The sequence below is a fragment of the Geobacillus kaustophilus genome (assembly GCF_000948285.1).
Classification (GTDB): domain Bacteria; phylum Bacillota; class Bacilli; order Bacillales; family Anoxybacillaceae; genus Geobacillus; species Geobacillus thermoleovorans_A.
This window is the reverse complement of the sequence record NZ_JYBP01000003.1, coordinates 3,062,438-3,083,336: the sequence shown is the minus strand read 5'-3', so window position 1 is coordinate 3,083,336 and position 20,899 is coordinate 3,062,438. Positions and strand designations below refer to the sequence as shown.

The window sequence follows — 20,899 nt, the reverse complement described above, 5'->3', positions numbered from 1 at the left end:
TCTACTTCACCTCACCGAACTCAGCGGCCATCCAGCCCCGCCGCCCGTCAGAGAGCTGTACGTTGTACCATTTTTCTCCTTTGCTGTTGGTAAACGGCTGGATATAGGTCATTTGTGTCCCCTTCGGAACCGTCGTCACAATGGGGTAGGAGGTTGATGCTCCTTTTCGAATATTGACTGCGGCCGTGGCGATGACGTGCTTGGTGTTGTCGCTGCTGACGGCGGATGTTGAGACATCGCCTGAATAAATCCAGCCTTTCAACGATGATGAGAGGGCGACGTTGTACCATAGCCCTTGGGAAGAGACGTGCGACCCGACAACTTGCAGCGAAGCGCCTGCTTGTTTATAAGCGATGATGCGGTAGTTCGTTGAGGCCCCGCTGCGGATAGCCGCATTGTTTTTTACCACATAGACGACGGAAGGAAGCGGGGGCGAAGTCGGCCGGCTGGCGAGCTGTTGCTTGAGCTCTTGGATTTGTTGCTGCTGGGCGGCCAGCTGCGCTTTTAAGTCTGCAATTTCATTTTTCATCGGATTCAGCTGGGAAGTCACCCAGTCGACGCTCGCTAACACGACTTCTTCCGACGCTTTCATCGCCGACGGCGTAAACAAGAGGGCGCCTGTCGTTATCCCGACCGCCAAGCTGGCGGCGACGGCCCATTTGGCTTTTCGTTTCATCGTGTTCATCTCCCCCGTTTTTTTGATGATGGAAAGATAAGGAGAATAATAGCTTTCCTAAGAGGCCGGTGAAAAACAACGGATTCGCTCGATTCATGAGGAATCGCAAGAAATGAAAATGCGATGTTGCAAGGTCTCTCAGTTTGAGAAACACCGTTGGAAAAGTTTATATCCGTTCAATCACCGGCCTTCTAATGCTATTATTCTCCAAAAGCGAACATACTAGAATTGGCTGAAGTATTCTTCCAACCCCTCACGAATGCCGACGGCCGCTTTTTGGCGGAACGCTTTCGTCCTCAGCAGCGCCTCTTCATTCGGATTGGAGATGAAGGCAAGCTCAACGAGAATGCTCGGCAGCTCGTTTTTCCGGTTGACGTAAAAGTCTTGCGTTTTATGGCCGCGGTCATATGTTCCGAGCTGTTGGACAAGATGTTTTTGCACGATGGCGGCCAACTGCTCGCTTTTTGGCCCGTTGAAGTTGCTCGATACGTTGTAGTACGTTGTCGTTCCGCGGGATGTCCGCGAGTACGAGTCGGCGTGAATGCTGATAAAGGCGTCGTAGTCGGAACTGTTGGCGATCCATGTCCGTTCCGACAGCTCCAAAAAGATGTCGGTGCTTCGCGTCAATTTCACGATCGCTCCGGCCCGCTCCAATTCTTCTTTTAGCAATAAGGCGGTGTCGAGAGTAATATCTTTTTCCCGCGTGCCGCCAGGGCCGATCGCCCCCGTGTCGTGCGCCCCATGCCCTGCGTCAATGATGATTTTTTTGCCCTTGAGCCCGGTCTCGAGAATTTTCAGCGCCAATCGGTCGCTGTAATGGCGAAGGGTGAACGTGTACCCCGGTTCAAAGGTGATGAGCAGGCTACTGCCGTTCCACTCAACAGTTTGTATGCCTGGAATGTCGGTCGACGGGACTTCAGCGTAGGAAAACGAGCCGGTCACTTTTAGGCGGTTCCCAGGAAGGAGCGTATAAGACACGCGAAAGTTTGACGTTTTTTTCCACGTGACATACGCATCTCCGTTCGTGATCGAGAATGTTGGTTCGACTAAACTGTTTAAAGCGACGGTAGATGTGTCCGTCTTCTCAACCCATCCGCGGACGCCATTGGATGTTTCGACATTCAGCCAACCGTTGTACTCGTAAAGGACGGAAAGCCGTTCATTCGCTTGCAGCGTCTTCACGGCCCGATAGCCCGAGGAAGCGCCGCGGCGCAACGGGGTGTTGGCTTGTTTGACGTACACGTACGATGGTGTTTCATTCATTTCAAACGCCGGCATCCATCCTGTTTTTCCCGACGAAGATGTCACTTGCACCCAGTCGAACGGGGAGGCGGCTGCCGTCTGTTGAATGGTGACCGTTTCGTTTTTCGCCACCCGCTCAACGATGGCGGCGCTCAACGAAGGTTCGGCAAACAGCACTGCATTGGCGGTTGTTACCCGCTTTTGTTTCTTTTGGCTTTCCGGGGAAGAAGGACTGGTTTTGGTTACGACCGTCTCGTGCACCCAGCCGAGCGTTTTTCCATTGAGGGACACTTTGTACCAAAGCGCTCCCGACGCATCTTTGGCGCTTGACAGGCTGTTCAGTTTGGTTCCCTTTTTCAGTTGGGTGACGACTTTCGCCTTCAAGGATGGGGCCTCACGCACATTGGCGACCGACACGCTGACCGTCAGCGGCTGGCTTGAGATGCTGGATGTATCCGAGACACCGCTTGGAACCGAAATGGTTGATGACATCGTCAACACTTTTTCCGACACCCATCCGCGAATATGTCCAAGGTCGACGCGATACCAAAGTTCCCGGTTGCCTGTCACGAATAGGTCAATCACTTTGACGGTTTGTCCGCGTGCCACTGTGGCGACGGCGCGGTAATGGACGCTCGCCCCGCGGTGAACCGGCGAGGACTGCACAACGTTCATGAATGTCGGCAAAAGTGTCGGAAGCTGTTCTGGTATGTAGATCTGCTCCGTTTTCACCCATCCTTTGACTCCCGCCCATTCCACACGCACATACTGTTCCCCGAGTGAATTGGTGAACTCGGCAATGATGGAGACGACATCGCCGTTAGACAGTGTTTTGACGGCCGGATAGTAAGGGGATGCCCCCTTGCGCATCGCGATGTCGTTGGCGGCGATCACCGCCTGCTTTCCGACGAGCATAGAAGGCGGTTGGTTGGAAAAGCGGTTCGAACGCGCCCAACCTGTGATGCCTTTGGACTCAATGCGATACCACGTTTCACTATAGGCGTTTTGAAACTCGTCTATGACTTTCACTTGTCGGCCAGCGGGAATCGAACCAACGGCCCGATATGAATCGGTTGCCCCTCTTCTCAGCAACGAGTCTTGCTGGACGAACATCACCTTAGGGAAGGCGGAAGAGACGTGCGCTTCAGAAAAGTCGTCTGCATGCGCCCAGCCCGTGATGCCCTTGTATTCGATGCGATACCACGTTTCGCCAGCAGCGTTTTGGAACTTGTCGATTACCTTTATTTGTTGGCCAGCAGAAATGGATTCGACGACTTGATAGGAATCCGTCGCTCCTCTCCTCAGCAAAGCGTTATGCTCAGCGACCATGAGTGTGGGTAAGGATGAGGACGGACTTCCATCGGCGGCCAAGGCGGCTGACGGCCATAGCGGGCAAATCGCCAACAAGACGGAAAGAAGCGTTTTTTTCAAGGATTCGATCCCCCCTTTTTTCTCAAGTTTGCGTTTTCTATACTATCATAGCGAATTTTGCCGTTTTATCCAACCCGAATTCAGTCCTATTATGAGAAAAAATGAAAAGTTTTGTTGAAAAATAGAGAAAAAAGCAGAGGACATGAAAGGTTGTGTTCTTTCATCATCATTGCGGCATGATGTACGGTGTAAATGGAAAAAGGCGCCCCATTGCTTTTAGGAGCACCTTCTCTGCGATCGTTAATTTTGGCTTTGTGTGGATGGTGAATCGCTGCGCGTGAGGGAGGCGTTGGACGTCTCGAGCGCTTGCCGCAGCGTTTCATTGATTGAGCTGACCGATTGCTCGTCAGGGATGTAGTAGTACACGCCGTTGATCGTTTCGTCGTATCCTTTCAAATGCAAATTTTCTACATCCGCGTGTTTCATTTTTTGATAGACATAGATGAACGACAACAAATCGGACGGAGGAATGTTCGTCCGCACATGATCCCCTAAATCGGCGATGACGTCATCCAGCTTCGGCAGCGAGGTGATGGACGTGCTTTTGTCAATAATGGCGCGAATGACTTGTTTTTGCCGCTCGTTTCGGCCAAAGTCGCCGCGGGGGTCCGATTTTCTCATGCGCACATAGGCGAGCGCTTCATTGCCGTTCAACTCTTTTTTGCCCTTATGGAACGTATGCCATTTGAGCGAACCTGTCAGCTGGGCTTTGAACGTAAACGGAACGTCCACCGTGATGCCGCCGAGGGAATCGACGATTTTTTCGAACCCTTCAAAATCAGTCGTCACGTAATAGTCGATCGGAACATCGATCAGCTCATTGACGGCTGCAATCGTTGATTGAATGCCTCCATGGCTGTAGGAGTGGGTGATTTTGTCTTTCCGCCCTTCGCTCGGAATGTAAACGCGTGTGTCGCGCGGAATGCTCAACAAATACACTTTGTTCGTTTTCGGATTGACGGTCAACAACATGACGACATCAGACCGCCCCTCCTCGTCGTGGTACTGGTTTTCCACTCCAACCAACAGCACGGTAAACGGATCTTTGTGCATTTCAATATCCTTTGGCGGCTCACCCGATGGATCGAGGGCTTGATAAATTTTGCTTGACGCCTGTTTCGTCTCGGAGTAAATATTGTAGCCAAAGGCGCCGATACCCCCGAGCAAAAGAAGAAACACAAGCAAAAATAGTCGGCGGAGCCGCTTTTTTTTCTTTCGCTTTTTCACCGTTTTTCTTGTATGATTCATCATTTAACCCTTCTTTCCTTTACGGTGTCGTTTCAAGAAGACGGAAGCAGCCGCTCGGCATACTCCGTCGCTCCCGCCTGAATGTTCGCCCTTCCGTTTGTCAGTTCGGTCATCCACTCGCCGAACGAAGACTGGCCTTCCTCGGAAACGAGAACGTCAAACGTGACGCGCTCGGCATATTGGATATTTTTAATAGTATATACGGAAGACCGCAGCTCATTTTCCACTTTCCCAAGCCATGGATAATCGATCGTCACATGCATGATGCGCATGAGCCGACGCTCGACGATGCCGGCTTCGTTCAGGCCCTCGGAGACGGCGCGGCTGTAAGCGCGCACCAACCCGCCCGCACCGAGCTTGATGCCGCCGAAGTAGCGGGTGACGACGGCGACGGTGTCTTTCACCCCTTTTTTCTTCAGCACTTCAAGCATCGGCACCCCTGCGGTGCCGCTCGGCTCGCCGTCATCGTTCGCTTTTTGGATTTGGTCATGCTCGCCGATCAAATAGGCGGAGCAGTTGTGGGTGGCGTCCCAATGCTTCTTCTTGATCTGTTGAATAAAGGCGAGAGCCTCTTCTTCCGTTTCAGCGCGATTGATATAGCAGATGAACCGTGATTTTTCAATCACGATCTCGCGTTCACCGTATCCTTTGGCCGTGTAATATGTTTGCAACAAGGCAAAACACCTCAACATACAAAAAACGCGAAAACTTTTTGCATGAATGGCTAGCGCTCTACTCTAATTATGGTAAACTGAAAATAAAAGAGCAATAGATAGGGCATGCTTTTATTATTATAAATCGACAACTTTTTTCCTTCAAATAAATTTTGCTGGCGCCCATGCGCACCGCTTGGCAGCGCTGTTGGAGGTTGGCAAATGGCTGAGGCAAAACAGTGGAATGTGAAGCAGTTAGATCGGATTGTCGAAAAAATGATCGACACCGTTCAACATAGCAAAGACGAAATTTTCCGCATCGGGGAGCAGTCGCGTCAAGAGCACGACCATTTGCTTCGCGAACTTGAGGAGGTGAAGCGGCTGACAGTGCAGGCCATCGAAGAAGCGGATCAGCTGGAAATGAAAGCCCGTCAGGCGCGCCGTCATCTGTCGGAAGTGAGCCAAAACTTTTCCACCCACTCGGAGCAAGATATTCGCGAGGCGTATGAACAGGCGCACGGGCTGCATATGAAACTGACGATGGTGCGCGAGCGGGAGAAACAGTTGCGGCTGCGCCGCGACGAGCTTGAGCGGAGATTGGCGAGCCTTGCGCAAATTATCGAACGCGCCGATTATTTAGTTGGACAAATTACGGTCGTGCTCAACTACTTAAACAGCGATTTCCGCCAAGTCGGCGAGCTCATTGAAGGAGCGAAGCAAAAGCAGGAATTTGGGTTGAAAATCATCGAAGCCCAGGAAGAAGAGCGGCGTCGGCTGTCGCGGGAAATCCATGACGGCCCGGCGCAGCTGCTCGCCCATGTGTTGCTCCGGTCGGACCTTGTCGAAAAGGTGATCAAAGAGCGAGGGCCAGAGGCGGCGATCGTCGAAATTCGCGATTTTCGCAAAATGGTGCGTTCGGCTTTGTCCGAAGTGCGCCGCATCATATACGACTTGCGGCCGATGGCGCTTGATGATTTAGGACTGGTTCCGACGCTAAAAAAATATTTGCAAACGACCGAAGAATATAACAAGGGAGTTCACATTTCCTTTGTACATATCGGCGAAGAAATTCGGCTGCCGTCGCGGATGGAGGCAGCTGTGTTTCGGCTTGTCCAAGAATCGGTGCAAAATGCCTTGAAGCATGCCGAAGCGCGCCATATCGACGTCAAAATGGAAGTGACGTGCCGCCATCTGCTTGTCAGCGTCAAGGACGATGGCAAAGGGTTTGATCCATCGGTCAAAAAAGAAAATGCGTTCGGCTTGATCGGGATGCGGGAGCGGGTGGAGCTGCTCGGTGGCACGCTGGTCATCCGTTCAAAGCTCGACGGTGGAACGACCGTATTCATTCGCGTTCCGCTCGACCGTTCGACTGACGAGACGAACAAGGAGGAGAGGAAATGATGAAAACACGCATTGCGATTATCGATGATCACCAGCTGTTTCGCGAGGGCATCAAGCGCATTTTGGAATTTGAAGGCGATTTTGAAGTCGTGGCCGAAGGAAGCGACGGAAGCGAGGCGCTTTCGATCGTCGAAACATACCGCCCGGATTTGGTGCTGATGGATATCAACATGCCGGACACCAACGGCGTTGAGGCGACGAAACAGCTGATTGAAGCTTACCCTGATACGAAAGTCGTCGTTCTGTCGATTCATGACGATGAAAACTATGTCATGCGTGCTTTGCAGACGGGAGCGACCGGATATTTGTTAAAGGAGATGGACGCGGATACACTCATTGAGGCCGTGAGAATCGTCGCCGAAGGCGGTTCGTACTTGCATCCGAAAGTGACGCACAACTTGATTCGCGAATACCGCCGCTTGACGACAGAAAAAGGCGGCGCAGTGGTCAAGCAAGAGGTGCGCCGCCCGCTTCATTTGTTGACGCGGCGCGAGTGCGAGGTGCTGCAGCTGTTGGCGGACGGCAAAAGCAACCGCGCCATCGGCGAAGCGCTTTACATTAGCGAAAAAACGGTGAAAAACCACGTCAGCAGCATCTTGCAAAAATTAAACGTCAACGACCGGACGCAAGCCGTTGTGGTTGCGATCAAAAACGGCTGGGTTGAGGTGCGCTAATGGCGATGATCCCCCTCCATTTCCACTGGCTGTTGGCATGGCGGGCATTTGACGGCTGTGTTGAGGGGGATCGAGGCGGCGATGCCTCGTTTTTGGTTTGTTCGTGGGGAGGACGAGCTGTCTTGTTGTTAACGGCAAGCGACTTTGTTTTGATCCTTTGTGGTGTGCTATCCCTCATTTGGATTGGTAGTAGTGGGCGTGTCTCCTTTTTGCTATAATGGAAGAAAATCCGAAATCAGGAAGGAATGGCGCCCGTGAAAACGGCAATTGTCACTGACAGCACGGCCTACTTGCCGAAAGAGGTGCGCGAGAGGCTTGGCATTCGTTTGATTCCGCTCAGCGTCATTTTCGGGGATGAGGCGTATCGTGAAGAAGTTGATATGACGGCGGATGAATTTTTCGCCAAAATCAAGCAGCACCCGGTGTTGCCGACGACGTCCCAGCCGTCGGTCGGCGAGTTCGTTGACTTGTTCACTGCCATTCGCGAGGAAGGGTATGACGCCGTCATCAGCATCCATCTCTCAAGCGGCATCAGCGGCACGTACCAAGGGGCGGTCACCGCAGGAACAATGGTGGATGGCTTGCGCGTCTACGCGTACGACTCAGAAATCAGCTGCATGGCGCAAGGGTTTTACGCCATCGAAGCGGCTGAAATGGCGCAGGCGGGGCGGCCTCCAGAAGACATCATCGCCCGATTGGACGCCATCAAACGGACGTTGCGCGCCTACTTTATGGTCGACGACTTGGCCCACTTGCAGCGCGGCGGGCGGCTGTCCGGCGCCCAAGCGTTCATCGGCGGCCTCCTGCAGATCAAGCCGCTCCTCCATTTTGAGAACAAAGTGATCGTGCCGTTTGAAAAAATCCGCACGCGCAAGAAGGCTGTGAAACGCATCGAGGAATTGTTCGCTGAAGACGCGGATAAAGGCGTGCCGCTTAAAGCCGCCATCATTCACGCCAATCAGCCTGATGAAGCCGCCCGCTGGCGCGACGAACTAGCTGCCCGCTATCCGCACGTCGAGTTTTGGATCAGCTATTTCGGCCCGGTCATCGCCACGCACGTCGGCGAAGGCGCGCTTGGGCTGACGTGGTATCAGACGTAATGGCTGCGACGAGTCCGGAGGCGGATCCTTGGGTCGTGCACAGCCATCAGCCGTAATCTGTCGCCAGGCGGTGCCGTTTTCAAGAATCGTTTCTGTTCGCACCGCCTGGCGCGGCCGATCGGCCGCTTGATTTTGTTCGTTTGCGGCGTTGTTTCTGTAGGAAAGTACGCAGCTTTCAGCCGTTGAGTTCATTCCCAATTGGAGGGAGAAACGCGCTCATGGACGCTTTCTGCCGATTTTTCGCTTCTGCTATGGCCTCGCTTGCTTTGTTTCGTCCGCCTCGGCAATGTATGTTAACGGTTCGCCTTCCTCTCTCTTTTGTCCTCATCACGCTCTTTCTTCGCTAGACGGTTTTTCTTGTCAACGTTTTGTTCTGGGCCGTTGCTCCTCGATGTGCAGGCGTTGGCCAGTTCATTTTTTTAAAAGTCGTCATCGTGATTGTCTTTCTTGGTAGTACATTGTCGAGCGGTCTATTGTTTTCGGGAATGTTGTCAATATTTCCTCGGGAATGTTGTCGAAAAACGTTGCATCCACATCGTTTCCGCGAAGGAGGAATGTTCATTGAATGTTTCCCCGCTTCTATCGTTTCTGCAAGGGTTCCGTCTTCCGAGGGAGCAACTCCCGTTTTCCGAAAACGAAATCGAAGCCGCCTGGCGCGCTGGATGGCTCGGCGAACAGCCCGGATTGACCCGAACGCCGCGCAGCTGGCGCTGTATGCGCTGCGGGAATGACGACCCGCTTCGTTTCGCTTCGTTTCCGTGCGCCCGCTGCGGATCGGATTGCGCGTATTGCCGCAAATGTTTGTCAATGGGGCGGATCAGCGCTTGCACCCGCCTTGTGCACGTGTCACTTCCGCTTCCGTTCGAGCGGCACGAGGCGCCGCTTGCTTGGCAGGGAGAGCTATCCCCTGCTCAAGCGGAAGCGGCTATGGCCGTGCAACAAGCAGTATTGGATAGTCGTGAACTGATCGTTTGGGCGGTATGCGGGGCGGGAAAAACCGAGATTTTGTTTCCCGCCATCGCCGCCGCGCTTGAGAAGGGCTGGCGCGTCTGCCTTGCCACGCCGCGGACCGACGTCGTCCGCGAGCTCGCTCCGCGCTTCCGCCAAGCGTTCCCGCGCGTTCCGCTCGCCGTGTGGCATGGCGGAAGCGACGAGCGCGGGCGGATTGCTTCCTTGGTCCTCTCCACCACCCACCAGTTGCTGCGGACCTACCGCGTCTTTGACGTCATGATCGTGGATGAAGTCGATGCGTTTCCGTATTCTGCTGAGCCGATGCTCGAATACGCCGTCAGTCAAGCGCGGAAAGAACAGGCGAGCCTCATTTATCTAACCGCCACCCCGTCCCGCGCTTGGCAGCGCGACATCGCGCGCGGCAAGCGGCAAGCCGCCGTCATCCCCGCCCGCTACCACGGCCGTCCGCTTCCTGTCCCTGCGTTCGAATGGTGCGGAAACTGGCGCAAACGGCTCGAGCGCGGCTGCTTGCCCCAAAATGTCCTTGTGTGGGTTCTCCACCGTCTGGAGCAAAGAAAACAAGCGTTTTTGTTCGTCCCCTATATCGATGAGCTCGAAGCCGTCACCCGCATCTTGCAGCGCGTCGATTCCCGCATCGTCGGCGTTCATGCCGAAGCCCCAGATCGTGCGGAACATGTTCAGGCGTTTCGCAACGGCCTCGTTCCGTTGCTTGTGACGACGACGATTCTTGAGCGCGGCGTGACGGTGCCGAACATCGATGTCGCCGTCCTTGGCGCGGATGACCGCATTTTCACGGAAAGCGCTCTCGTGCAAATCGCCGGCCGCGTCGGTCGAAGCGTTGCGTTTCCGGATGGCGATGTCCGCTTTTTCCATCATGGGAAAACGAAAGAGATGGTGCGGGCGCGCCGCCACATCCTCCGCATGAATGAAGAAGCGAAGAAAAGGGGGTTGTTGCGTCTATGAACTGCCTTCTTTGCCATTCTCCGTACAACCCGATCGCGAGCTGGCGCCAGCTTCTTTTCCTCGAAGACCTTGACGTCCTTTGCCCGCGCTGCCGCGGGTCGTTCAAACTCATTGACGGCCGTCTTTGTGAGATGTGTGGCCGCCCGCTTGAGGAAGCCAAGCCATCGCTGTGCGCCGACTGCCTCCGGTGGCAGGAAGATGAACAGTGGGGGAGGGTGCTCGTGAAAAACCGATCCGTGTATATATACAACGACTGGATGAAAGAAGTCGTAGCCTTATGGAAATTCCGCGGCGACTATGCCATCGTCGCTGCGTTTCGACGTCCTTTTTCCCAAGCGTTTCGCCGACATTTCGGCCGTGATTGGCACATCGTCCCGATCCCGCTAAGCCCCGAACGGCTGTATGAACGCGGCTTCAACCAAGCGGAAGCGCTCGCCCGCCTGCTCCCATCCACGTATTTCCCTTGGCTGGCCCGCCGGCATTCCGAGAAGCAGTCGAAAAAATCCCGCCGCGAGCGGCTGGAGACCGACAACCCGTTTTTCCTCGCCGATCATCCGCCGCTTGACGGAAAGCGGATCGTCCTCATCGATGATATCTACACCACCGGCATAACCGTCCGCCACGCCGCTCACGTCTTGCTTGAGGCGGGGGCGGCCGAGGTGGGGGCGTTGACGCTCATTCGAGCGTAACAGTGTAAACATTGGAAGCCTACGTGCCGATATAAACAGTAGCAACCGAATTGAGCGGAAGGTGAACGGGGATGGAAATTCGCGGTGTGTTCATGGGACGTACGATCGCGGCTTCGGAACAGCTGTTGCCGTTGCAGCAAGGCCAACTATACGACGCAGCGATCAAAGAAGTCAAAGATGGTGAAGCAGTTGTAAATATCAAAGGCACAGACGTGAGGGTGCGGACAGAGGGGGAGTGGCCGAAGGAGGGGCGCGCAACGATCAAGATTGTCGGCGAACAAGACGGGCTTCCTGTGGCGCGAATCGTTGTCCGCCCGCAGCAAGAAGCAGCCAGCCGGACGGCCCGTCCAGCCGCCTTTGAGACGCTGCCTCCTGAACTGAAACAAATCGAGTCGTGGATGCAACAGCAGGGGAAGACGCTTACGAAAGAAACGGTTTCCACATTGCAGACGTTTTTCGCTGAAGCCGCGGGCACAATAGAGCAAAAACTCGACACCGTCCGCGCTGTCATGAATAAAAAGTTGGAACTAACAAGCCCCCACCTTGCGGCCGTTCACGAGGCATTGCATGGACAACCGTTCGGCGAGCGGTTGGTGGCCATTGCCAACAAACTTGATCCGACATTTACGTTGGCCATCCAAGAACAACAAAGCGTGGCGGAGGAAGGCGCATTTGGACGCGGCATAGGCGCGACAGCGGATGTTTCGGGTGGGATAGAAAAACCCCAACAAACGAGCGAACAAGTGTTGTCTCAACACTTGGACGCCCTGCTGTTGGAACAGCGTGCAGAGGACATGGGAGGCGAGAAACGGTTCGTCTTCTCTCCGACACCAAGCGGAGCGACAGACAATGTGGACAACTTTGTTCAGCGACTCGAGCAATTGCATGAAGCTTTGTGCTGGGCGATCAAGCTGTTGAAGCAAGAACCGCATTTAGAAAAAGCGTTGAGTGCTGTTCAGACAGAGATCGGAGAGGCGATCGGGGACCATTCACACAGGGGGAAGACACTCGCTGAGGCATTGGCCAAAGCACGGGAATTCGTGGAGGAAGGAAGGGAATTTGCCGCAAGGAAAACGGTGCTTGAAACATTAAACGAAATGGAAGCGTCACTCTCTTCGCCGACGAACGATCGCCCAGTGAATGCCGATCGTCTGTTTGACTATGCATGGCAAACGGGCTTGCCGCTCGAAACAAAAGATGTTCTCGTGCAAACGGTGACGAAAAAAATGGCGCAGGCCGTTCGTGATTTTCAAACAGTAAAGCGCGACGTGATGCGCCAATTAGAGATCGTGCTCAAGTTGGAGGAAACGAGCGGGCCCGCTGCCCGTATGCAGGTGAAATCGATGTTAGAAACAGCGATTAAACAGCTGGACAACGCCATTTTAAAAAGCGATATCATGTTGTTTACCGATATGACCACGGAAAAGCAGCTAATGAAAGCAAGCTCTGAACTGAACGAGGCGAAAAAGCGCCTCCAACAAGGAGACGCGGCAGGGGCGCGGAAGATTGTGAGCGACGTGAAAAACATGCTGTCCACTCTCATGTTCAAACCATCCGATGTGAAAGTGAAACATTTTGTCGCTGTTCAAAATAGAATGCAGCTGGATCCATCGAAAGAGTTTCTTGATCAAGTGAATCAAGTGATGCGTCCGCCGACTGATGGGCCATCGGCGCGGCACTTGTTTGACACGATTCGTCGATTGGGTTTGACGCATGAGTATGAAGTGGCTGAATCGCTCCTATTGAACGGCAATGAGGATAAAGCAGCTCCAATCAATATGAAAGAGGCGCTGTTGCGGCTAGCGCAAAGCAGAAATGAATCGGTAGCACGGCAGGCTGAACAGGTGTTGACGAATTTGACTGGCCAGCAGCTGCTCAATAAATGGGACGGGGCGACAGGCGTGCAAAGCTTTTTCTTCTCCTTGCCGTTGCTATGGCAAAACGAAGTGCGGAACGTCAACGTCTATGTCAACGCCCACCAAGATGGCGAGCGAATCAATTGGGAAAATTGCCGATTGTATTTCTTGCTGGAAACGAAAAAGTTAGGGGATCTCGGCATTTTGCTTCAGGCCAATGAGCGAAACTTGTCCATCACCTTTCGCAACGACCGCGATGACTTTGCCGAGAAAGCCGCGCCGTTCATCAATATGGCGAAAGAACGGCTCGAAGAGATCGGCTATCGCGTCATATCGGTCAACGTGACGAAACTGACGAATGAAACGAAACGGCAGGAAGAGGAAAAGCGAGCGCCATCGGCTCGTTCATCTGCGCCGTTTACGGAAAGAGGGTACGATTTTACGATATGATGGCCAAATATTTTAACCAAAAAAAGCGGAGGCAAATGAACGGCCCGACGGCAGCCGTCATTCGCTATGACGAAGCGACGGGCCATTCGCCTACTGTCGTCGCGCAAGGAAGCGGGCATGTGGCGCAGAAAATCATTGAACTGGCGAAACAGCACCACGTCCCTATTCAAGAGGACCCATTGCTCGTGCAAAACTTGCTTCAGCTTGATCTTGGCGACCGCATTCCGCCGCAGCTGTACGCCGTCATTGCCGAAATTTTGATTTTGATTCAAGAAATTGAAAAAAATCGTTAAACATTGTCGACTCATCGCCGATATAAATGACAGAGGGCAAACGAGAGGTGTACGGCGTTGGATTTTTTAACGGAAGAATGGATTTATCAAAAAAACTCGCAACAGTTGACGGCGTTGTTATATGAGGGGCTCATCGAATGTTTGGAAGAAGCCGTTGCGTCCATTGAACAAAAAGATTATTTCCGAGCGAACAAACAGCTGCAAAAAGGAAACGACATCCTCCGCCGCCTCGGCGTTGGATTGCGCTATGACGCGGGCATTATCGCCCATCAGTTGGATGCGCTCTACAACTATATGGCAGAGCGTCTCATCGAGGCGAATGTGAAAAAAGACGTGAAGATAGTTCGGGAAGTACTGCAATTAACCACCACAATCGCCACCGCGTGGAACGAGGCGCTGAAAAGCGGCGCCTCCCCCGCGCAAACGGCGCTCAAGCAAAAAACGGCAGCGTACGAGCAATTCATTGCATACGAGAAATCATAAGCAAAGGGGCGGATGTTTGTGCGAATCAACCATAACATTCAGGCGCTCAACGCCTATCGCAACTTGGCAGCGAATCAATCAAGCATCTCCAAAAACTTAGAGCGTCTCTCGTCTGGTTTGCGCATCAACCGCGCGTCTGATGACGCGGCGGGACTTGCCATCTCGGAAAAAATGCGTTCGCAAATCCGCGGTTTGCAAATGGCGGAACGCAACGCGCTCGATGCGATTTCGTTGATTCAAACGGCGGAAGGGGCGTTGAACGAAGTTCACAGCATCCTGCAACGGATGCGCGAGTTGGCCGTGCAGGCGGCGAATGGCACAAACCAAGTTACCGATCGAGAGGCGCTTGACAGCGAGTTTCAGCAGTTGATTGAAGAAATTGATCGTATCGGACAAGATACGCAATTTAACAAAATGAATATTCTTGCTACGGATCAAAATATCGATATCCAACTCGGAGCCAACAATGGACAAAAGTTGACATTGTCTTGGAAACAGCAGTTAAAAGGCTCTCTTGGCGAGGACGCTACAGACATTCGCAATTTAAATATTAAAACAGCTACTGATGCCCAGAATGCGATCACGACGTTGGATAATGCCATCATCTCGGTATCCAAATCCCGCTCCAAAATGGGCGCTTACCAAAACCGCCTCGAGCATACCATTAACAATTTAACAACCGCGAACGAAAATTTAACCGCTGCCGAATCCCGCATCCGTGATACGGATATGGCGATGGAGATGGCCGAGTTTACGAAAAACAACATTTTGACGCAGGCGGCGCAGGCGATGCTCGCGCAATCGAACCAGCTGCCGCAAGGAATTTTGCAGCTCCTAAAAAGCTAATTGAATCTGCATCGGGCGGGGCATAAAAGCCTCGCCCTTTTCCTATCGCTGTGCGATAATGGAGGTAACGAAGAGGTGATGGCGATGGAAGTGCAAAAAATCACGCGTGCTGGGCTGGCGAATGTGAGCCGCAAAGATGAAACACCGATGGAATCGGTGTCATTCACCGAAGTCATGGCGAAAACGCGCCGCGACGTCGTATGGGAGCGGATCAACAAACAAGTCCGGCAAATCGAGGAGCAAGGGAAAAAGCTCGCCGAGTCGCGGACGGTTGAGGATTTGCGCAAATATAAACAGCTCGTCAAGGCGTTTTTGGACGATGCAGTGAAAAACGGCCTGCAACTTGAAGAACAGCGCGGCTTCAGCCGCGGCGGGCGAGCGCGCATTTATAAACTCGTGAAGGAAGTTGATCAAAAGCTCGTTGAACTGACGAACGAAGTGCTGCAAAAAGAGCAGCGTGGGCTCGAGATTTTGCGGCTCGTCGGTGAGATTCAAGGGTTGATTATCAACATATATACGTAATCGCAAAGATGGATGTTTGATTAAGAGGAAACTGCGTTGGGGCAGCTATGTAGAACAGCTGTCACTCGCAGGCCGATGGCGCCGTGTGCTGGATGTATGCCTGTATGAGTGCTTGCGCACGGTGATATGGACGACATGGGCCATTCGATTCAACGATGGGGAGGGGAAGACGGTGGCGGAACTAGCAAACTGCGCGAGGTGCGGGCGGTTGTTTGTCAAGCACTCCGTTCGCGATGTATGTGAATCGTGCTATCAAGAGGAAGAACGGCAATTTGAACGCGTTTACGCCTTTTTGCGCAAACGGGAAAATCGCACGGCGACGATGGCGCAAGTCGTTGAAGCGACAGGGGTTGAGGAGAAGTTGATCATCAAATGGATTCGTGCGGGGCGGCTGCAGCTCGTCCATTTTCCGAATCTCGGCTATCCTTGCGACTCGTGCGGAGCGATGATCCGTGAAGGGCGGCTGTGCGCCAAGTGTCTCGGTCAGCTGCAAGCCGACTTGCGGCGGGCGAAGGTGGAAAAGGAAAAAGAAGATCGTCCCCGCCAGGCCACTTATTACACCCAAGACTATCAAGAACGCTAAACATTTCCGTCAACGTTCCGATATAAACAATAGCCAAATGCAAACAAGCGCCGGTCAAGCGAGGTGAATGTGATGAAAATACACCATATTGGACCGATGGGCGTCAACCCGTACCAACGCCAGCTCGCAAAAACAGAGCGGCTGGCGGCGGGGAAGGCGTCTAGCGATAAAGTGGAAATTTCGAAAGAAGCGAAAGAGTTGCAAGAAGCGGTAAGCTGGGAACAGGCGCGGCAGGCGAAACTCGAAGAGCTGCGGCAACAAATTGAAAGCGGCACATACCAAGTCGACCCGAAGGCGGTCGCGAAGCGGATGATCGACTATTACCGAAACAACCGATAAAGGAAGCGGTCATGATGACGTTTGCGGCACTCATCCATCTTTTGCGGGCGCACATCGAGCTGCATGAAAGCTTGCTGGCGCTTTCGCGGCGGAAAACGGAAGCATTGAAGAAAAACGATATTGAGGCGCTGTCGGCTTTGCTTGCCGATGAACAAAAGCATATTTTGGCCATCCGCCAACTCGAAGAACGGCGGCGGCGCTGGCTGAAGGAGGCGCTCGGCGACGAGGCGGCGACCGTCGCCCGATGCATCGCGATGGCAGAAGGCAAGGAGCGCAAAGAGCTAAGCGAGTGCCATAAGCGGCTCAAAGCGGCGGTGAGCGCGGTGGCGGAAGCGAATGAATTAAACCGCCAGCTCATTGAGCAGTCGCTCCAGTTTGTCACAGCCATGATCGAGACATTCACCCCAACGCCGTCCACTTACAGCTGCACGCAAGAATACGCATCGTTGCCCGACCGCCCGTTGTTTGAATCGAAAGCGTAAGGAGGAGAACCATGCTCTCGACATTTCACGGACTTGAAGCCGCCCGGCGCGGCATGATGGCGCAACAGGCCGCTTTGTATACGACAGGGCATAACATTGCCAACGCCAATACGGAAGGGTATACACGGCAGCGCGTCCAATTGCGGCCCACGCCGCCGTTCCCGACGCCTGGGCTCAACCGCCCGAGCATCCCAGGGCAAATGGGGACAGGGGTGGAAGCGTCGTCAGTCGAACGGGTGCGCGAATACTTTTTGGACGTCCAATACCGCGGCGAAAATAGCAAGCTCGGCTACTGGGAAGCGCGCGCCGACGCCGTGGCGAAAATGGAGGATATCATGAATGAGCCATCCGACAGCGGATTGGCGAAAACGATGGACCAGTTTTGGCAGGCGCTTCAAGATTTGAGCACCCACCCGGAAAACGAGGGGGCGCGTTCCGTCGTCCGCCAGCGCGGGCTAGCCGTTGTGGAGACGTTCCACTACTTGTCGAATTCCTTGACGCAAATCCGTGACGACATCGGCTCGCAAATCGGGGTGGCGGTGACGGAAATCAACTCCCTTTTGAACCAAATCCGCGCCTTAAACGAACGAATTGCCGAAATCGAGCCGAACGGCTATTTGCCCAACGACTTGTACGATGAGCGTGATCGGTTGATCGACCAGCTGTCACAGTTCGTTGATATTCAAGTCGAAAAACATCCCGTCGGGGGCAACTCTCTTCCAGCGGCGGAAGGGACGTATGATGTCTATGTGCTGAACGGGAATAACAAAGTGTATCTCGTGCAAGGCCGCAACGCTGCATCGGTTTCGTTCCCCGACGGCAGCGATGTCGACGGCGATGGGGGGAAGGAAATGCCCCCCGCTTCAGGTGTGAATGCGCTCGATATAGGTGGAACAACCGTTTTCTTTTCCTCTCTTCCGAACGGCAAATTGCGCGGATTGATCGAAGGATACGGCTATCAAACCGGAACCGATGCCAGCGGTCAGCCGATCGTCAAAGGGTTGTACCCAGACATGCTGGCGAACTTGGACAAACTCGCCTATACGTTCGGTACTTTATTTAACGCCGTACACCAACAAGGCTACGGCCTGAACGGAAGCACGAATCACCTGTTTTTTGCCGGGCTGGGCGGGGTGAACGGCGCGGCGAAAACGATCACGCTCGCAGCCGACATAGACGATTTGGCGAACATCGCCGCGGCGACGAAAAGCGGGGAAACGGGAAATGGCAACAATGCCATCAATCTGGCCAACGTCCGCAGCCTGCTTTTGTCCAATGCAACCGTTTCGCTGCAAGACGGAATATCGGTCGACCTTGCATCGCTTAGCCTGCCGCTTTCCTCGGGAACGGTCGAAACGAACTACCAAGGCTGGATCGGGCAGCTTGGCGTCGACGGCGAGCAGGCGAACCGGATGAAAAGCAACAGTGAAACATTGCGCCAGTCGGTTGAAGAGAAGCGCCAATCGGTGAGCTCCGTGTCGCTTGACGAAGAGATGATGAACATGATCAAGTACCAGCACGCCTATAACGCCGCGGCGCGGCAAATCACGGTGATTGACGAAATGCTCGACAAAATCATCAACGGCATGGGCGTGGTCGGGAGGTAGGTTGATATCATGCGCATTACGCAAAGCATGTTAGCGAACAATATGCTTAAACAAATCAGCCGAAGCTACGAGAATTTGGACAAATATCAAACCCAACTGTCGACGGGAAAAAAAATCACCCGCCCGTCCGACGACCCCGTCGTCGCCATGAAAGGAATCGCCTATCGCTCGAATTTGGCGGAAGTCGAGCAGTTCAAACGCAACTTCTCGGAAGCATACAACTGGGTGGAAAACTCCGATTCGGCGCTCGACAAGGCGACGCAGGCGCTCCAGCGCATCCGCGAGCTCACCGTGCAGGCAAGCAATGATACATACGAGGAAACGCAGCGCCAGGCGATCGCCAAAGAAGTGCGGCAGCTGACCGAACATTTGGCCACGATCGCCAATACGAAAGTCGGCGACAAATACATTTTCAACGGCGCCAAAACGACTGAGCCGCCTGTTACGGTGAACCCTGACGGCACGATTTCCGTGTCGACGAACAGCCAACAGTTGAATATTGAGCTCGCCAAAGGCATTTACATTCCGGTCAACATTCCGCCGAGCACAGCGTTCGGGGCAGGCAACGGATTGTTTTCGGACTTGCAAAACTTGGCCGCTTCCCTCGAAAATCCGAGTACGACCGGTAATGATTTAACGGGCTATTTAGACAAACTCGACAGCCATTTGACGAATTTGCTTGGCGTTCGCGCCGAACTCGGGGCGCGCATGAACCGAATTGAGCTGATGGAAGACCGCATCGACAGCCAACAAGTGATCGCGGAAAAAATGCTGTCGGACAACGAAGACGTCGATCTGGAAAAAGTCATAACCGACTTAAAAACGCAAGAAAGCGTCCACCGCGCGGCATTGGCAGTCGGCGCGCGGGTCATCCAGCCGACATTGGTCGATTTTTTGCGTTAAGTTAGCTTTTCGCCCACCAAAAGGAGACGATGGCCATGAGCATCCCGCAGCTTAGGATGGAAGCGACGTACGCCAAGCTGGCGATCTTGACCGTCCCCGCGCGGCTCGAGATCACCCAACCGCCCGCCGACATGACGATCGAACAGCCGCCTGCCGAAATGAGCGTCGCTTCCATTCCTGCGCGCTTGACGCTCGACCAGTCGCAGGCGTGGGGGGCGGTGAACAACAAGCACGTGTTCCAGTTGATCAAAGATGCCGCCGATCGCGGGCGCCAAGCGGTGCTTGATTACATCGAGCGCGCCGCCGTCCAAGGCGATGAGCTTATGCGCATCGAAAACGGCGGCGATCCGCTCGTCGAGCAAGCGGCGGCGAACAGTGAAGGCCCGCCGCTTGAGTTCAACATCGCCCTCGTCCCGCCGCCGTTTAGCGTCAAGATCGGCTACGAACCCGGGCAACTTGACATCGACTGGCACATCCAAAAGCCGCGCATTGACGTGAACACGCACGCGCCGATCATCCGCTATCAACAAGGAACGGTCAAGATCGATCTCGCCCAGCGCCCGTCGCTTCACATAGACGTCGTCATTTGACGAAAACAGGAGGAACAAGCCATGAACATCGACACGAAATACCACGGAACGATGGCGGTGAACGAGCAAGACATCGTCCACTTTCCCCACGGCTTGCCCGGATTCGCGGACGAGAAGCGGTTCGTCCTTCTTCCGCTCGCCGACACGCCGTTTGTCATCTTGCAGTCGGTCGAGACCCCTGCCCTTGGGTTTGTCCTGATTGAGCCGTTTTCGTACTTTCCAGCGTACGAATTTGAACTCGACGAGGCAACACTCGAACAGCTCAGTATTGAAAGCGAACGCGACGTCGCGGTGTACGTGATCCTCACCGTCGCCGACCCGTTTCACGAGACGACGGCGAACTTGCAGGCGCCGGTGGTCATCAACGTCCGAAAACGAACTGGCAAGCAAATGATCTTAACCAACACCTCATACAAAACGAAACATCGCCTCTTCCCGAACAAAGTGGCGACGTAAAGGAGGCGGCTTATGCTTGTCTTAACGCGCAAAATCAAAGAAGCGATCCAAATCGGCGATGATATCGAAATCACCGTTCTCGCCATTCAAGGCGATCAAGTGAAGCTTGGCATCAACGCGCCCAAATCGATCGACATCCACCGCAAAGAAGTGTACCTTGCCATCCAAGCGGAAAACAACGCCGCCTCCGAAGCGTCCGAAACGTCGCTTGCCGAACTGACCGCCAAATGGAAACAATGGAACACGCCATAACCCGACCAAGCGCCCAAGCGGCGCTTTTTTCGTTTTTCATCGACAAAAAAATTGATTTTCCCTATTAAACTTCCAACAAACGCGCCGATATAAAAAATGAGCGCGGCTTGCGGCGAAAGGCGGCCGACTTTCGCCCCGTGCCGACAACTTCCACAAGGACGTGGAAGAAAAATCATTTCAAGGAGGAA

At 53.8% G+C, this 20,899-nt stretch carries 22 protein-coding genes; 18 read left to right on the top strand and 4 right to left on the bottom strand.

Features of this window, described 5'->3' with window-relative positions; genetic code table 11:
- Window position 1: 1 nt before the first annotated feature.
- From LG52_RS15940 to LG52_RS15925, 4 genes are all read right to left on the bottom strand, one after another.
- Window positions 2-685: an SH3 domain-containing protein gene (locus tag LG52_RS15940; RefSeq protein WP_044732685.1), complete on the bottom strand. Its 684-nt coding sequence runs from the start codon at window positions 683-685 to the stop codon at window positions 2-4.
- A 213-nt stretch (window positions 686-898) separates the two neighbouring features.
- Window positions 899-3,349: an SH3 domain-containing protein gene (locus LG52_RS15935; RefSeq protein WP_044732684.1), complete on the bottom strand. Its 2,451-nt coding sequence runs from the start codon at window positions 3,347-3,349 to the stop codon at window positions 899-901.
- A 240-nt stretch (window positions 3,350-3,589) separates the two neighbouring features.
- Window positions 3,590-4,597: an LCP family protein gene (locus LG52_RS15930; RefSeq protein ID WP_044733327.1), complete on the bottom strand. Its 1,008-nt coding sequence runs from the start codon at window positions 4,595-4,597 to the stop codon at window positions 3,590-3,592.
- A gap of 32 nt (window positions 4,598-4,629) precedes the next feature.
- Window positions 4,630-5,271: a YigZ family protein gene (locus tag LG52_RS15925; protein ID WP_044732683.1), complete on the bottom strand. Its 642-nt coding sequence runs from the start codon at window positions 5,269-5,271 to the stop codon at window positions 4,630-4,632.
- Between the two features lie 201 nt (window positions 5,272-5,472).
- Here LG52_RS15925 and LG52_RS15920 point away from each other — a divergent pair, with 201 nt between their 5' ends.
- The 18 genes from LG52_RS15920 (at window position 5,473) to csrA (ending at window position 20,711) form a co-directional block, all read left to right on the top strand.
- Window positions 5,473-6,651: a sensor histidine kinase gene (locus LG52_RS15920; RefSeq protein ID WP_044732682.1), complete on the top strand. Its 1,179-nt coding sequence runs from the start codon at window positions 5,473-5,475 to the stop codon at window positions 6,649-6,651.
- Window positions 6,651-7,325 carry a response regulator gene (locus LG52_RS15915; protein WP_044733326.1) on the top strand — a complete coding sequence of 225 codons (675 nt, stop codon included), beginning with the start codon at window positions 6,651-6,653 and terminating at the stop codon, window positions 7,323-7,325. The genes LG52_RS15920 and LG52_RS15915 overlap by 1 nt, the downstream gene beginning before the upstream one ends.
- Before the next feature lie 254 nt (window positions 7,326-7,579).
- A complete protein-coding gene (locus LG52_RS15905; RefSeq protein ID WP_044732680.1) occupies window positions 7,580-8,425 on the top strand; it encodes a DegV family protein in 846 nt (281 codons plus the stop codon).
- Between the two features lie 561 nt (window positions 8,426-8,986).
- A complete protein-coding gene (locus LG52_RS15900; protein WP_044732679.1) occupies window positions 8,987-10,360 on the top strand; it encodes a DEAD/DEAH box helicase in 1,374 nt (457 codons plus the stop codon).
- On the top strand, window positions 10,357-11,049 hold the full coding sequence (locus LG52_RS15895; RefSeq protein WP_044732678.1) for a ComF family protein: 693 nt from the start codon (window positions 10,357-10,359) through the stop codon (window positions 11,047-11,049). The genes LG52_RS15900 and LG52_RS15895 overlap by 4 nt, the downstream gene beginning before the upstream one ends.
- 71 nt (window positions 11,050-11,120) lie before the next feature.
- Window positions 11,121-13,355 (top strand): hypothetical protein, encoded by a 2,235-nt coding sequence (locus LG52_RS15890; protein ID WP_044732677.1) that lies wholly within the window; start codon window positions 11,121-11,123, stop codon window positions 13,353-13,355.
- Complete coding sequence (locus LG52_RS15885) at window positions 13,352-13,648, top strand: EscU/YscU/HrcU family type III secretion system export apparatus switch protein (protein WP_044732676.1); 297 nt, start codon at window positions 13,352-13,354, stop codon at window positions 13,646-13,648. The genes LG52_RS15890 and LG52_RS15885 overlap by 4 nt, the downstream gene beginning before the upstream one ends.
- Before the next feature lie 57 nt (window positions 13,649-13,705).
- Window positions 13,706-14,131 carry a flagellar export chaperone FliS gene (gene fliS / locus LG52_RS15880; RefSeq protein ID WP_044732675.1) on the top strand — a complete coding sequence of 142 codons (426 nt, stop codon included), beginning with the start codon at window positions 13,706-13,708 and terminating at the stop codon, window positions 14,129-14,131.
- Between the two features lie 18 nt (window positions 14,132-14,149).
- Window positions 14,150-14,977: a flagellin gene (locus tag LG52_RS15875; RefSeq protein ID WP_044733325.1), complete on the top strand. Its 828-nt coding sequence runs from the start codon at window positions 14,150-14,152 to the stop codon at window positions 14,975-14,977.
- Between the two features lie 84 nt (window positions 14,978-15,061).
- Window positions 15,062-15,499, top strand: coding sequence for a YaaR family protein (locus LG52_RS15870; RefSeq protein ID WP_044732674.1), 438 nt, complete (start codon window positions 15,062-15,064; stop codon window positions 15,497-15,499).
- A gap of 172 nt (window positions 15,500-15,671) precedes the next feature.
- Window positions 15,672-16,082, top strand: coding sequence for a TIGR03826 family flagellar region protein (locus LG52_RS15865; protein WP_044732673.1), 411 nt, complete (start codon window positions 15,672-15,674; stop codon window positions 16,080-16,082).
- A gap of 72 nt (window positions 16,083-16,154) precedes the next feature.
- Window positions 16,155-16,421, top strand: a complete 267-nt coding sequence (gene flgM / locus LG52_RS15860; RefSeq protein WP_044732672.1) for a flagellar biosynthesis anti-sigma factor FlgM — start codon at window positions 16,155-16,157, stop codon at window positions 16,419-16,421.
- A gap of 14 nt (window positions 16,422-16,435) precedes the next feature.
- A complete protein-coding gene (locus LG52_RS15855; RefSeq protein ID WP_044732671.1) occupies window positions 16,436-16,903 on the top strand; it encodes a flagellar protein FlgN in 468 nt (155 codons plus the stop codon).
- A gap of 11 nt (window positions 16,904-16,914) precedes the next feature.
- A complete protein-coding gene (flgK, locus tag LG52_RS15850) occupies window positions 16,915-18,510 on the top strand; it encodes a flagellar hook-associated protein FlgK (protein WP_044732670.1) in 1,596 nt (531 codons plus the stop codon).
- Between the two features lie 9 nt (window positions 18,511-18,519).
- On the top strand, window positions 18,520-19,413 hold the full coding sequence (gene flgL, locus LG52_RS15845; RefSeq protein WP_044732669.1) for a flagellar hook-associated protein FlgL: 894 nt from the start codon (window positions 18,520-18,522) through the stop codon (window positions 19,411-19,413).
- A gap of 35 nt (window positions 19,414-19,448) precedes the next feature.
- Window positions 19,449-20,003 carry a DUF6470 family protein gene (locus LG52_RS15840; protein ID WP_044732668.1) on the top strand — a complete coding sequence of 185 codons (555 nt, stop codon included), beginning with the start codon at window positions 19,449-19,451 and terminating at the stop codon, window positions 20,001-20,003.
- A 21-nt stretch (window positions 20,004-20,024) separates the two neighbouring features.
- Window positions 20,025-20,459, top strand: a complete 435-nt coding sequence (gene fliW / locus LG52_RS15835) for a flagellar assembly protein FliW (RefSeq protein WP_044732667.1) — start codon at window positions 20,025-20,027, stop codon at window positions 20,457-20,459.
- A 12-nt stretch (window positions 20,460-20,471) separates the two neighbouring features.
- Complete coding sequence (csrA, locus tag LG52_RS15830; RefSeq protein ID WP_044732666.1) at window positions 20,472-20,711, top strand: carbon storage regulator CsrA; 240 nt, start codon at window positions 20,472-20,474, stop codon at window positions 20,709-20,711.
- Window positions 20,712-20,899 lie beyond the last annotated feature (188 nt).

Excerpts from the sequence above, each read along its gene's own strand:
- flgL (WP_044732669.1), top strand. The coding sequence starts at position 18,520 with ATGCGCATTACGCAAAGCATGTTAGCGAACAATATGCTTAAACAAATC.
- flgM (WP_044732672.1), top strand. The coding sequence starts at position 16,155 with ATGAAAATACACCATATTGGACCGATGGGCGTCAACCCGTACCAACGC.
- LG52_RS15895 (WP_044732678.1), top strand. The coding sequence starts at position 10,357 with ATGAACTGCCTTCTTTGCCATTCTCCGTACAACCCGATCGCGAGCTGG.
- LG52_RS15940 (WP_044732685.1), bottom strand. The coding sequence starts at position 685 with ATGAACACGATGAAACGAAAAGCCAAATGGGCCGTCGCCGCCAGCTTG.
- LG52_RS15870 (WP_044732674.1), top strand. The coding sequence starts at position 15,062 with ATGGAAGTGCAAAAAATCACGCGTGCTGGGCTGGCGAATGTGAGCCGC.
- flgK (WP_044732670.1), top strand. The coding sequence starts at position 16,915 with ATGCTCTCGACATTTCACGGACTTGAAGCCGCCCGGCGCGGCATGATG.
- LG52_RS15855 (WP_044732671.1), top strand. The coding sequence starts at position 16,436 with ATGACGTTTGCGGCACTCATCCATCTTTTGCGGGCGCACATCGAGCTG.
- LG52_RS15930 (WP_044733327.1), bottom strand. The coding sequence starts at position 4,597 with ATGAATCATACAAGAAAAACGGTGAAAAAGCGAAAGAAAAAAAAGCGG.
- LG52_RS15920 (WP_044732682.1), top strand. The coding sequence starts at position 5,473 with ATGGCTGAGGCAAAACAGTGGAATGTGAAGCAGTTAGATCGGATTGTC.
- LG52_RS15885 (WP_044732676.1), top strand. The coding sequence starts at position 13,352 with ATGATGGCCAAATATTTTAACCAAAAAAAGCGGAGGCAAATGAACGGC.
- LG52_RS15890 (WP_044732677.1), top strand. The coding sequence starts at position 11,121 with ATGGAAATTCGCGGTGTGTTCATGGGACGTACGATCGCGGCTTCGGAA.
- LG52_RS15915 (WP_044733326.1), top strand. The coding sequence starts at position 6,651 with ATGAAAACACGCATTGCGATTATCGATGATCACCAGCTGTTTCGCGAG.
- LG52_RS15840 (WP_044732668.1), top strand. The coding sequence starts at position 19,449 with ATGAGCATCCCGCAGCTTAGGATGGAAGCGACGTACGCCAAGCTGGCG.
- fliW (WP_044732667.1), top strand. The coding sequence starts at position 20,025 with ATGAACATCGACACGAAATACCACGGAACGATGGCGGTGAACGAGCAA.
- csrA (WP_044732666.1), top strand. The coding sequence starts at position 20,472 with ATGCTTGTCTTAACGCGCAAAATCAAAGAAGCGATCCAAATCGGCGAT.